This window comes from Prevotella herbatica (assembly GCF_017347605.1).
GTDB lineage: Bacteria > Bacteroidota > Bacteroidia > Bacteroidales > Bacteroidaceae > Prevotella > Prevotella herbatica.
Map to the genome: position 1 here is coordinate 316,703 of NZ_AP024484.1, position 12,987 is coordinate 329,689.

Consider the following 12,987-nt stretch of genomic DNA (forward strand, 5'->3'; position numbering starts at 1 on the left):
TTTTTTGTTATTTAAAGAACCCAATATAGTCTTCAACTCATTGAGTAGATTTGTCTTATCGTTGATTTAAGGATCCAATATGGAATACTCGCATAGTTATTCCTATTCTTCATTTATTGTATTTCCGTTCTTTTTTGAGGTAGACAACAGACCACAAGCGGCAAATATGTCTTGGCCACGACTGGCACGTATTGTTGTAAACAATCCATGGTTAGTGAGATAATCACGGAATTCTTCCATTTTCTTCTCTTCTGCGCTATGCAACGGGATGTTTGGAATCTTGTGGAATCTAATCAAGTTTATACGGCAGTTAAGTCCCTTCAGCAACTTAACAATTTCACGTGCGTGAGTTGTTGAGTCATTAACACCACCAAAAACGATATACTCAAAAGATAAACGGCGCTGATGACTGAAATCGTAGTTCTTTAAAAGTTCTACTATTTCCTCAATACCCATACCCTTTTGGGCAGGCATCAATTCAGCACGTTGTTCTGGAATAGCAGTATGCAGACTTATAGCCAAATGACATTCGCTTTCCTCTATAAATCTCTGCAACTTGTTTTTCACACCAACACTGCTTACTGTGATTCTCTTTGGACTCCAAGCCCAACCATAATCAGCAGTAAGTATTTCGGTAGCACGCAGCACGTTATCAAGATTATCCATAGGCTCTCCTTGTCCCATGAATACAATATTTGTGAGTTTGTCAGACTCTGGTAGTGAATAAATCTGATTAAGTATATCTTTTACGTCAAGATTGCCTTCAAATCCCTGTTTACCTGTCTGACAGAACATACAGTTCATTTTGCAGCCTACCTGTGACGAGACGCATAATGTAGCTCTGTCATTATCAGGAATGTACACTGACTCAACAAATTTTCCATTATCAGTAGGAAAAAGATATTTTATAGTTCCATCTTTAGAGTGCTGTGCATCAGTAGGTTCAGCACATCCAATAGTATATTTTTCTTCGAGTTTTATACGGTTACCTTTAGATATATTTGTCATCTCGTCAATAGACTTTACATGATGCTCATATATCCATTTTGCCATTTGCCCACCAGTAAAGGCAGGCATACCAAGTTCTTTCGCGACAGCCTTAAGTTCTGTTAAGGTCAAGCCTAGAAGTGATCTCTTTAAAGAATTCATAGTGCAAAGATAGTGTAAACGACTGGAAAAGCAAAATAAAACAAAGTTTTTATTTATTATTCAGATGGCAACCTATCTATCCAAAGATAGACGTTTTTTAAAAAAAACTTATTGAAACAGACCATAAATGTAATATAATTGTTATCTTTGTGGTCAAAATTAATATCATTTATGAGAGGAAAAATAGATTGCTTCCTGCCTTGTGAAGACATAAAAAACATAGATAAAACGCTATCTGTGCTTAGGCAAAGCAAGACCGTACAACATATTAACTTATTGGTTGACAGTAGCTTCAGATTAAACAATGCTCCAGAAGATTGCGCTCTTATCGCAATCGACAATATCGTTTCAACAAAGACTATTTTGGATATTGAGGAGAATACGGATACTGATTATGTAATGCTATATCTAAAAACCACTCCTGTATCTTTCGGACCGTTTGCATTAGACCGAATGTTGCATGTAGCAGCTGATACAGATGCAGCTATGGTTTATAGCGATTATTATTCTGTTGTTGATGGAAAGACCGAGAAACATCCTGTTATTGATTATCAGATTGGTAGCGTGAGAGATGATTTTGATTTCGGTTCTATGCTACTCGTCAAAGCAGACTTATTACATGAATACGCAAACAGTATTTCAGGAAATGAGAAGGCTTACTACAAGTATGCCGGACTTTATGATTTCAGACTGTTTCTGAGTCGTAAAGGAGATCTGTTCCATATCAATGAATTCCTATATACCGAATTAGAACTTGATACACGAAAAAGCGGAGAGAAGCAATTTGATTACGTCAATCCGCGCAATCGTGAGGTACAGATTGAAATGGAAAAGGCTGTAACGGCACATCTTACGGCAATAGGCTCTTTAATTGATACTAATTATTACAGGAAACCCGATTTTAATGAACAGGAATTTGAATTCGAGGCTTCTGTGATTATTCCTGTATTCAACCGTGAAAAAACTATTGCAGATGCTGTAAATAGCGCTTTGGAACAGAAAACCAGTTTCAAGTATAACGTAATTGTTGTAAATAACCATAGCACTGACCGTACCGGAGAGATTCTTGATAGTTTGAAAAATGACAAACTTATAGTCATCGAACCTGACAGAGACGATCTAGGAATAGGTGGATGCTGGAATATGGCAATTAATGATTACAGATGCGGAAAGTTTGCTGTACAGTTGGATAGTGATGATTTATATTCGTCTACTAGCACATTACAGTTGATTATTGAAGCCTTCCACAAGCAGAAAGCTGCGATGATTATTGGTGCTTACCGCATGTGTGACTTTGATTTGAATACACTTCCTCCAGGAATGATTGACCACCGTGAATGGACAGAAGATAACGGATGCAACAATGCGTTAAGAATAAACGGACTAGGTGCACCTAGAGCATTTTTCACTCCTTTAGTAAGACAGATTCAGTTCCCTAACACCAGTTATGGTGAGGACTATGCACTTGGTTTGGCTTTCAGTCGCAGATATCGTATCGGAAGGATATATGATGAACTATATCTATGTCGCCGATGGGGAGGAAACAGTGATGCTGCATTGAGTATTGAAAAGATTAATGCAAACAATTTATATAAAGACCGTTTGCGCACGATGGAAATCAAGGCGCGACAGCAAATGCTTGCAGGAAAGACGGATATCATTGTCGACAGCAGTTTGCAGCGTTTCTTCAGTCGTCAGTTGGAAGTATGGAATGAAGTAAGTACCCGTTATCGCGATCTGCATAATGTACAGCTCAAGCAGATTGGTGACATGAAGGTTCAGTTCAACCCTGCTAGAATTGTAAGTACAGGAGCCAAGATTGATTCAAAGACCTTGGAAAAGCGACCATGCTTTCTTTGTGATTCCAATCGCCCTAAAGAGCAGATGGCTAAGAGCATTGACGATAAGTTCGCATTGCTAGTAAACCCATTCCCTATCCTGCCTACTCATTTCACTATACCTGCAAAGAGACATCAATTGCAGAGCATCAAGAAAAACTATGGTGAAATTTATAAGATATTATCTAGATTTGATGACATCATTGTGTTCTACAATGGTCCTAAATGTGGTGCAAGTGCACCTGACCATCTGCATTTTCAGGCAGGAACAAGCGGCATCATACCGTTGCAGACTGAATGGCAAAGATTGAGCCGAAATATGGAAAAAGTAGTTTCTCTCAATGATGATGAAGGCATATACATTCTGACTGATTTCGTTGTACCGGCAATTGTTATCAAAAGCCGCAACTGTGAAAACGACAGCAACCTGTTCAGACGTGTATATAATGCAATGCCATTGCATGAGGGAGACACTGAGCCAATGATGAATATCATCAGTTGGATAAGTGGCGACGATCATATATCTGTAGTCATACCAAGAGAAAAGCATCGTCCTGATTGCTATTCTATCGAAGGATATGGACAAATGCTTATCAGTCCAGGTGCACTTGATATGGCTGGCTTGCTCATCACTCCACGAGAAGAGGATTTCGTTAAGATTGATGCTCAAAAGGCTTCTGATATCTTGAAGGAATGCGGAGCAAGCGAACAAACGATGAAGGTTATCAAAGATAATCTCAACGTTAGGATGGCAGAAAGCAAGCATGTTGATTATTATCCAAAACAGCCTGACGTAGCAGTAGGAATCGTTAGCGGAGAAAAGATAAAGTTCAAACTCAACAAACCTTATCTGGCTAAGGGTGAAGCTGTAGAGGGCGATCAGGAAGTAGAATTCTCTGAAGGGGGAATCCTATGGAATGGCAATCAATACAGTCAACTGGTTTTCAGTCCACAAAGTCAGGAAGCGTCTTTCTCACTTTTTGATGTTACAATAGGTGTAAACTTCCATTGGGAGCGCAAGGAAACACAGACATTCCTTGGTTCGCTGAAACTCGTTGTAGAAGCAGATAAGATATGCGCTATCAATGAATTGCCTGTAGAAAAGTATTTGGAGAGCGTTATTTCAAGTGAAATGAGTGCTACTTCAAGTCTTGAATTACTAAAGGCTCATGCTGTTATTTCCCGTAGTTGGCTTTTAGCTCAGATGAGAAAACGTATGGAACTTAACGAAGGCGGAAACAACTTCTTCTCTTTCATCAAGAAGGATGATGAACTTATCCGTTGGTATGACCGTGAAGACCATACTATATTCGATGTATGTGCTGATGACCATTGCCAGCGTTATCAAGGTATAACGAAGGAAACAAGTAAGCATGTTGCCGAAGCTATACGCCAGACTAAGGGACAGATTCTTGCCAGCGACGGAGAGATTTGCGATGCCCGCTTTTCTAAATGCTGTGGTGGAGAGACTGAAGAGTTTCAGTATTGCTGGGAAAATATAAAGAAACCTTATCTGTTAGCCGTTAGAGACGATAGTTCTGAAACTTCTCCTGATGATTTGACCGTAGAGGCAAATGCTGTGAAATGGATACGTTCTAATCCTGAAAGTTTCTGTAACACCACCGACAAAAAAATCTTGTCACAGGTGCTTCAAGACTATGATTTGGAGACGGCAGACTTCTATCGTTGGAAAGTTAGCTTCACGCAGCAAGAAATATCTGCACTTATCGAGGACAAGATGAAACTAGGATTGGGCAAGATTATTGATCTTATTCCTTTGGAACGTGGCAAAAGCGGACGTATATCTAAGTTGAAAATTGTTGGTGAAAACAGAACTTTCACTATCGGAAAAGAACTTGAGATACGTCGTACATTAAGCGAAAGTCATTTATACAGTTCTGCTTTTGTTGTAGATAAATATGACACTGACGAAAACGGAGTTCCACAGCGCATAGAACTTATTGGTGCTGGTTGGGGACACGGTGTAGGCTTATGCCAGATTGGTGCAGCTGTAATGGGCGAAAAAGGTTATGATTATAATGACATTCTGCTGCATTATTATAAAGGTGCAGAGATTGAAAAACTATATAAATAGAAAATGAAAGAAAGAAATCCTTGGGCCTGGGTGCCGACACTTTATTTTGCTGAAGGCTTGCCATATATCGCTGTAACGGTATTGGCAATCGAGATATATATGCAACTTGGACTTAGCGACGCAGAGATCACATTCTATACGTCGTGGCTTTACTTGCCATGGGTAATAAAACCATTCTGGAGTCCATTCCTTGATTTATGCAAAACTAAACGTTGGTGGATAACTACAATGCAGTTGCTTTTAGGAGCAGCCTTTGCTGGTGTGGCGTTTACGATTCAGGCAGACTGGTGGTTGCAGGGCAGTATTTGCTTCTTCTGGATGTTAGCATTTTCAAGCGCTACGCATGATGTTGCGGCAGACGGTTTCTATATGATGGGACTTGACCAGCACGAACAGGCATTCTTTGTAGGCATACGAAGCACATTCTATCGATTATCAATGATAGTTGGTAAGGGCGTACTTATCATGTTGGCAGGAGTGTTACAGGTGATGTTCCGCTATCAGATCAAGTTTTCTTGGAGTCTGATATTCTATGGACTCACAGGCTTGTTCATCGCTTTCTATCTATATCATAACTTTATATTGCCACATCCAAAGGAAGATGTAAACCATGAGGAAAAGCAAGATGCTAAAGTCATATTTCATGAATTCCTTATGACTTTCGCTACTTTCTTCAAGAAGAAACAGATATTTACCGCTATTGCGTTTATGTTGCTGTTCCGTCTTCCAGAGGCTCTTCTCACCCCTATTTCGCAGTTGTTCCTGCAAGCACAGTCTAGCAAGGGTGGTCTGGGATTATCACCACAGGAATTTGGTTTGGTTAATGGAACTGTAGGAGTAATAGGACTTCTAGCTGGTGGCATCATCGGCGGAATGCTTGTCAGCAAAGACGGACTGAAGAAATGGTTGTGGCCAATGACATTTGCTATCACGATTCCTAATGTAGCTTACGTATATCTTGCTTATGTGATGCCCGACAGCTTGATAGCAATTAATACATGTGTATTCTTTGAAAACTTCGGTTATGGATTCGGATTCAGCGCTTATATGCTGTTCATGATATATTTCAGTCAGGGAGAACATAAGACATCTCATTATGCACTTTGTACTGGATTCATGGCGCTTTCTATGTTGATTCCAGGACTCTTTGCTGGAGCGCTTGCACAGTTTGTTGGCTACAGAATGTTCTTTGTCATCGTGATGTTGAGCTGCTTGTTGCCATTCGTTGTGGCATCCTTCCTTAAAGTTGATTCTGAATTTGGACGTAGAGAAGAATAGAATATCAATCTTTCTATCCTTAACATATATAACAAAGAGGTTTATTAATCAATAAACCTCTTTGTTATTTCATTATACTCATCAATTCTCCTGTCACGTAAGAATGGCCACCAACGGCGTACCTGCTCACTATGTTCCATATCTATAACAAGAAGTTGGGTGCCTTCTTCGTTATTGCTTGCACGGTATAACATCTCACCTTGTGGACCAGCCACAAAACTGCTTCCCCAGAACTCAATACCGTTTGTCTGTTTACTTGGATCCAGCTCATATCCCACACGATTTACTGCAACTACAGGCAGCCCATTTGCTACAGCATGTCCGCGCATAACCGTTATCCACGCTTCTCGCTGTCGTTCCTGCTCCTCTTTGGCGTCGCTGCTTTCATATCCTATCGCTGTTGGATATATCAGTATTTCTGCTCCGCTAAGTGCCATTAGGCGAGCTGCTTCTGGATACCATTGATCCCAACAAACCAATACGCCTAATTTGCCAACGCTTGTTTGTATTGGGTGAAAGCCAAGATCACCTGGAGTGAAATAAAACTTTTCGTAATAAGCAGGGTCATCCGGAATATGCATCTTACGGTATTTACCTGCTATCGTTCCGTCTTTCTCTATTACTACGGCTGTATTGTGATACAGTCCAGGAGCACGTTTCTCAAACAGAGAGGTTACGATGACAACATTGTTATCTTTTGCCAATTTACCATAGAAATCAGTAGATGGTCCCGGTATAGATTCTGCTAAATCAAAGTTATTGACATCCTCAACTTGACAGAAGTATAGTGAATTATGAAGTTCCTGAAGCACAATAAGTTGTGCTCCTTCATGAGCAAGACTCTCTATGTTTTTAGAAAGTCTGCGCATGTTATCATTTGTGTCAGCAATATTGTGCTGTTGTATAATGCCTATTTTAAGTTCTCTCATATTCTGTATATTATAAACTCTTTGTTTTCAGTGTTCCTTCTGGATATTGCATTGTAAGACAATGTAGCGATCCATGTTGCTTGATTACGACAGAAGCATCTATCCCCACGATATTGTGATTAGGAAATGCGCGTTGCAATACTTCCATAGCGATATTGTCTTTTATCGGTTGCGAGTATGTGGGGCATATTACGCTCTTGTTTGTAATCACGAAATTGGCATAAGTAGCCGGCAATCGTTCCCCTTCATCATATATTGCGTCTGGCATTGGCAGACGTAACAAGTTGTATGGTTGTCCATCTAATGTCTTTAACTGGCGAAGTTGTTCTCCAAGTGAGTTGAAATTATTATATTGTTCATCACGCTCGTCGTCACATCCATTATAAACAATTGTATCGTTTGGAGCCAGACGCACGATGGTGTCTATATGTCCATCGGTATCATCACCTATCAACTGTCCGTAATCAAGCCAAACGATTCTTTTTGCGTGCAGACTCTTCAATAATCGCTCTTCTATTTCTTCACGTGTAAGAGGTTGATTGCGATGTTCAGCCATCAAACAGAATGTCGTTGCAAATATACTGCCTTTGCCGTCACTTTCTATGCTTCCACCTTCAAGCACGAAATCTGTATCACATTCATAACCTGAGTTGAAAGCACCTACATTGTTTAGTTGACTTGTGATGTTATTGTCTTTAGTCCATTCAAACTTATCTCCCCAACCGTTAAATTTAAAGTCAAGGATACATGTTTCTTTATCATCTGCAACCAATGTAAGCGGAGCATGATCACGTGCCCATGTATCATTGGAGTCTATATCATAAAATATTACGTTGTTCAGTTGTGCTGCTGTCAGTTCTTTAGAAAGTTGCTTTCTCACAGTTTCAATCTCCGGAGTTACCACAGCAAGCAATTCTTCATTAGTAATGACTTTCGCCATATTTACGAATACTTTTGTAATATCCTCAAGATATGGTTTCCAGTCAGTGTTGGCATGAGGCCATGTAAGCTGTATTCCGCTTTGAGGTTCCCATTCTGCAGGAAGTCTGAAATTGTTAATGCAATTTTTATTGTTTGCCATATATGATGGTTAGCTTTGTTTTTACCTTTATTAATTGTGCAAATATAGCTATTTTATTTCTAATTGTTTACAGATTAGAATAAAAATAATTATCTTTGCATAAGATATACTGCATTCGGCAGAACAGTCAAGCGAGCTTGATAAATCTGCCATCATTTGCATTATTATAAATGTATAAACACCGTAATTGACTGGTAATGCTTGAAATAAAAAATGGAATATTAAATGGCGTGGAATACCCTGCTACATTGGCTGATATCAATTTTTCGGTTAATGAAGGTGAGCTGTTTTGCATTTATGGAACGCAAGATGATTATGTCACGGCTCTCATTCGCTCAATGCTTGGATTACAGCCCTTGAAATCAGGCTTTATCACTATCGACGGTGATGTTATTGACACATCTTCTGCTGCCTACTTCCGCAACATGTTTTCTTATGTTCCGCATGATTTGGATATGCCTTGGGATAAGATTACGGATGTACTGACATCTCCATTCGAGAAAAAGAATAAGATCACGAAGAAGATGCTGAAAGCAGAATTAGATAGTTTTGGCATTGATGCAGCGTTGCTTGACTCTGATTACAGTAAGCTTCAGAAGCATATCGCACAGCTAATTCTTATTATCGTGGCTGTATTGAGTGATAGACCTTATCTGATAATTGACAAACTATATAGCGAGATTCCAGCAAATCTCTTGATGCCTTATTTAAAGGACTATGCCACCGAAAAGCATTCTGTAGTCATCGTCAGTGATGATGAAGACGTAAAGAGAATGTGCGACAAATCGCTGATATTAGATATAAACGTATAAAAAAAATAAAAGTTATGAACGTATCTTTCCTTGGAATATGTATTGTGATATTATTACTTTGCATTCCGGCTTATATTATATTTACCTACAAGTTAAACCTGCTCAACAAGTTTGCGATGTCAGTAGTGAAGATGTTTGCATATATGGTATTAACCGGTGTTTTTCTATATTACATTTCCTTATGGAATAGCGTCCTCATCAACGTTCTCTGGATGATGCTTATGGCTGTTATTGCTGCCATTATTTCCGTCAGCAAGGCGCGACTAAGCATGAACAAATTGTTTTTTCCATCTTTCGTAGGAGCCTTGTCGGTGATTCTCGTGATGGGACTAGCCATCTTATTCGCCGTTTTCTCGTTTAAGAATATGTTCGATGCCCGATACATGATTCCTGTCGCTGGCTTTTTAGCTGGTTCTATGATAGAGAGTAATTCCAAGTCGCTTGAAACTTACTACTCAGGATTAAAGAATCATAATGCAATATATTATTATCTTTTAGGCAACGGAGCTACACACGGTCAGGCTGTAAACTATTTCGTGAAGCGTGCTTTAGAAAAGAACATGATTCCTATGTTGGGTAAGATGGCTTATATATTGTTAGGTGTTACCCCAATGATCTTGTGGAGTATGATATTGTCAGGAACAGGTGTTGTTGATGCCGTATTCATGCAGATACTGATGCTCTCGGCAATGCTTGCCGCAGCACCAGTATCATTGTTGATAACATTGGCTGTCGCTCGTGCTTATTCTTTCGATGCTTATGGCCAACTGAAGAATATGGATAAAATTGCTTGATGTATATCAAAACCCGATATTGACATGTGTCAAGTTGATTGATTCAAGTCAAAAATAACGCTTTTTGAAACTAATTTGCGCCCTTATCATTGTTTGCTAATGATAAGGGCGTTAACTTTGCACTTGTAAAAAGGATAAAATTACAGAGTAATAAAAAGATAAAGATATTAGCTTTTTTAAGGTAGAAAGATTTATAAAGGATAACAATTATGAAAAAGATGACAAAGGTTGTGGTATTAATAAAGAGTACCGTAAATAGAGAGAAGGTTGTTCACTATATGGTTAATGTACTCAACTCATACAACTACGGAAGAGTGAACTTGTCTTAGATAATATTTAGGCTTCATAGCAAACGGGATATATTTCTTAATGGAATGTGTCCCGTTTACGGTTTATTATTCACTGTATGACAACATCTATAATGTAAAAGATGTTAAACAAACAACACCTACACCACTATAATATAGAAATTTAACTATCTTTGCAATCTAATTTTATGCAACGCATGAAAATAAAGGAAGTAATTGGTGCCCTTGAACAATTCGCGCCTCTGCCTCTGCAAGCTGATTTTGATAATGCTGGCTTGCAGATTGGATTAACAGAAGTGGAAGTCTCAGGGGCTTTATTGTGTCTTGACGTGACCCCTAAAATCGTCGACGAAGCTGTTGCCTGTGGCTGCAATCTGATTGTTTCACATCATCCGCTGATATTCCATAAGTTGGCTCATATCACTGATGAAGATGAAGTTCAGCTAACTATACGCAAGGCTATCGAAAATCATGTCACAGTGGTGTCTATGCATACAAACATGGACAGTGCACAGGGAGGTGTGAATCATAAGATCGCCGAGAAACTGGGATTGCATGATTTGCGTTTCTTTGGTAAGCAGAATACTGTTGACGGTGTCCAGGGCGGTGATGGAGTTATCGGTGAACTGAATGAACCAATTGCTGCCGATGATCTGATAATAATGTTGAAACGAAACTTTGACGTGGAATGTGTCATGGCAAACGAGTTATTGAGACGTCCTATTTCAAAGATAGCAATATGTGGTGGTGCTGGCTCGTTTATGCTAGATGATGCAATAACTGCTGGTGCTGACGCCTTTATCACTGGAGAAATGCACTATCATGAGTATTTCGGCAGAGACCAACAGATACAGATTGCAGTGATTGGACATTATCAGAGTGAGCAGTATACAAACGAAATTTTCAAATCAATAATAGAGGATAAGTGTCCTGGTGTAGAGTGCAAACTCACAAAGATAAACACGAATCCAATAATTTATCTATAACAATTATGGCAAAGAAAGATCCTACAGACTTGTCAGTTGAAGAGAAGTTGAAAACTCTTTATCAACTGCAAACTACATTGAGTAGCATTGATGACAAAAAGGCTCTTCGCGGTGAACTTCCACTTGAGGTTCAAGACTTGGAGGATGAAATCGAAGGTCTGAATATCCGTATCGAGAAAATCCAGAATGAGATTTCAGAGTTCCAGAATGCAGTAACTCAGAAGAAGCACGATATTACTGATGCTCAGATTAGTGTTGATCGTTACAAGACCCAGCTTGAGGATGTTAAGAATAATCGTGAATATGATACTCTTACAAAGGAAATAGAGTTCCAGACTTTGGAAATCGAACTTTGTACAAAGAAGATCAAAGAAGCTGCGATTAAGATTGAAGAATGCAATCAAGATCTGGCAAAGGCTCAGGAAACAATGGCTGACCGTCAGGCTGATCATGATGAAAAGAGAAATGAACTTGACGAGATCATGCAGGAAACTCGTGAGGAAGAGGAAAAGCTGAAGGAAAAGGCTAAGGAATTAGAAACAAAGATTGAGCCTCGTTTGCTTACAAGTTTCAAGCGTATTCGCAAGAATGCCCGTAACGGTTTGGGTATCGTTTACGTTCAGCGTGATGCTTGTGGTGGTTGTTTCAACAAGATTCCACCTCAGCGCCAACTAGATATCAAGATTCACAAAAAGATTATCGTTTGTGAGTATTGCGGTAGAATCATGATTGATCCAGAACTTGCTGGTGTAAAGACTGACAAGCCTGCTGATGAGAAGCCAAAGCGCGCTAAACGCACAATTCGTAAGACTACTAAGAAGGTAGAAGAAGAAAAAACAGAAGAAGAAGCATAATTCTTATTTCTATAAAGAATAATATTAGGGCAGTGTACGCAAGTCGTACACTGCCCTACTCGTTTTATAATCATTGATCATGAGAACTATTTAAATAGCGTTATTTGGTTTTGTTCCATACTACAAAATTAGTGATATAAATTCACTTATTCCCAAAATATGCAAAAAAATCAATGCATCATATTGATCTAACAAAAAAAACATTTCACACAGTAAAGCTGTACGTATTCCTTCCAACTACAAAAATAACAAGACCACTCTCCCACTAATTACCCTAATTGTCTTTTCTCTGCGGGAATCTGCGTTATCTGCGAGAGAACATGTAGTTTAGGCTATTACAGTTCGTCTGCGGGAAAACATGTTATTCAATCTGCGAGGAACCTAAAAACATAAAAGGGATGTGCACTTCATTCATAGCACATCCCTCTGTTGTTATCCTGCAATCCATACCGTGCAGCTAAGTAGCGCTGTGAGCGCTGCGATTAACCATATTAAGTTGGAATTTCTATATAACTTTATCAAAAGTTAGCACACAATCCTCCACAAATTAAGTTCTTTGCGATAGTAAAATTATGAAACCAATTGAGTCATGAGCATCTAAAATATTTTTTTATTTTTAATTTTCTGATGCCGTTTCCTACATGATTTCACCAAACGCATTGTTATCCAATACGTTAGCTAATGTATATAAGTCCGTTCTTATACATTTTAGGGAGTGATTAGGGCCTAATCACTCTGTTGTCCTACATGCTTTGCAGAGTAATAAGGCCCTTATTACTCAAAGGCGCACCGAAATTGGTGATTTTATTCTCGCTGCGCTTCATGCATTTTGACTATAATAGGAATTAATTATAAACATTTGA

9 protein-coding genes are annotated in these 12,987 nt (G+C 39.0%); 6 read left to right on the plus strand and 3 right to left on the minus strand.

The features are described 5' to 3' along the window. Positions 1–102: 102 nt before the first annotated feature. Entirely contained in the window at positions 103–1,149 is a 1,047-nt protein-coding gene (gene rlmN, locus prwr041_RS01330) for a 23S rRNA (adenine(2503)-C(2))-methyltransferase RlmN (protein ID WP_207154537.1), read from the minus strand. Between the two features lie 171 nt (positions 1,150–1,320). Here rlmN and prwr041_RS01335 point away from each other — a divergent pair, with 171 nt between their 5' ends. Both prwr041_RS01335 and prwr041_RS01340 read left to right on the plus strand, forming a co-directional pair. Continuing rightward, positions 1,321–5,082, plus strand: coding sequence for a DUF4922 domain-containing protein (locus tag prwr041_RS01335; protein ID WP_207154538.1), 3,762 nt, complete (start codon positions 1,321–1,323; stop codon positions 5,080–5,082). Positions 5,083–5,085: 3 nt separating this feature from the next. After that, positions 5,086–6,360 carry an MFS transporter gene (locus tag prwr041_RS01340; protein ID WP_207154539.1) on the plus strand — a complete coding sequence of 425 codons (1,275 nt, stop codon included), beginning with the start codon at positions 5,086–5,088 and terminating at the stop codon, positions 6,358–6,360. A 44-nt stretch (positions 6,361–6,404) separates the two neighbouring features. On the opposite strand, the gene prwr041_RS01345 is transcribed toward prwr041_RS01340, so the two are convergent. Continuing rightward, positions 6,405–7,289 (minus strand): carbon-nitrogen hydrolase, encoded by an 885-nt coding sequence (locus tag prwr041_RS01345; protein WP_207154540.1) that lies wholly within the window; start codon positions 7,287–7,289, stop codon positions 6,405–6,407. 10 nt (positions 7,290–7,299) lie between these two features. Then, complete coding sequence (locus prwr041_RS01350) at positions 7,300–8,370, minus strand: agmatine deiminase family protein (RefSeq protein ID WP_207154541.1); 1,071 nt, start codon at positions 8,368–8,370, stop codon at positions 7,300–7,302. A gap of 197 nt (positions 8,371–8,567) precedes the next feature. Between prwr041_RS01350 and prwr041_RS01355 the strand changes: the two genes are divergently transcribed. The 4 genes from prwr041_RS01355 to prwr041_RS01370 all read left to right on the plus strand — a co-directional run bounded on the left by prwr041_RS01355 (position 8,568) and on the right by prwr041_RS01370 (position 12,124). Then, positions 8,568–9,182 carry an ATP-binding cassette domain-containing protein gene (locus prwr041_RS01355; protein ID WP_207154542.1) on the plus strand — a complete coding sequence of 205 codons (615 nt, stop codon included), beginning with the start codon at positions 8,568–8,570 and terminating at the stop codon, positions 9,180–9,182. A 14-nt stretch (positions 9,183–9,196) separates the two neighbouring features. Continuing rightward, a complete protein-coding gene (locus prwr041_RS01360) occupies positions 9,197–9,976 on the plus strand; it encodes an ABC transporter permease (protein WP_207154543.1) in 780 nt (259 codons plus the stop codon). A gap of 505 nt (positions 9,977–10,481) precedes the next feature. Beyond that, the gene (locus tag prwr041_RS01365; protein ID WP_207154544.1) at positions 10,482–11,270 is read left to right on the plus strand and encodes a Nif3-like dinuclear metal center hexameric protein; all 789 of its coding nucleotides are present in this window, start codon (positions 10,482–10,484) and stop codon (positions 11,268–11,270) included. Positions 11,271–11,275: 5 nt separating this feature from the next. Further along, a complete protein-coding gene (locus prwr041_RS01370; protein WP_207154545.1) occupies positions 11,276–12,124 on the plus strand; it encodes a zinc ribbon domain-containing protein in 849 nt (282 codons plus the stop codon). Positions 12,125–12,987: the final 863 nt, after the last annotated feature.

What these genes read in the sequence shown, in the direction of transcription:
- prwr041_RS01365 (WP_207154544.1), top strand. Translation starts at nt 10,482, where the DNA reads ATGAAAATAAAGGAAGTAATTGGTGCCCTTGAACAATTCGCGCCTCTG.
- prwr041_RS01370 (WP_207154545.1), top strand. Translation starts at nt 11,276, where the DNA reads ATGGCAAAGAAAGATCCTACAGACTTGTCAGTTGAAGAGAAGTTGAAA.
- prwr041_RS01340 (WP_207154539.1), top strand. Translation starts at nt 5,086, where the DNA reads ATGAAAGAAAGAAATCCTTGGGCCTGGGTGCCGACACTTTATTTTGCT.
- prwr041_RS01350 (WP_207154541.1), bottom strand. Translation starts at nt 8,370, where the DNA reads ATGGCAAACAATAAAAATTGCATTAACAATTTCAGACTTCCTGCAGAA.
- prwr041_RS01355 (WP_207154542.1), top strand. Translation starts at nt 8,568, where the DNA reads ATGCTTGAAATAAAAAATGGAATATTAAATGGCGTGGAATACCCTGCT.
- prwr041_RS01335 (WP_207154538.1), top strand. Translation starts at nt 1,321, where the DNA reads ATGAGAGGAAAAATAGATTGCTTCCTGCCTTGTGAAGACATAAAAAAC.
- prwr041_RS01360 (WP_207154543.1), top strand. Translation starts at nt 9,197, where the DNA reads ATGAACGTATCTTTCCTTGGAATATGTATTGTGATATTATTACTTTGC.
- prwr041_RS01345 (WP_207154540.1), bottom strand. Translation starts at nt 7,289, where the DNA reads ATGAGAGAACTTAAAATAGGCATTATACAACAGCACAATATTGCTGAC.
- rlmN (WP_207154537.1), bottom strand. Translation starts at nt 1,149, where the DNA reads ATGAATTCTTTAAAGAGATCACTTCTAGGCTTGACCTTAACAGAACTT.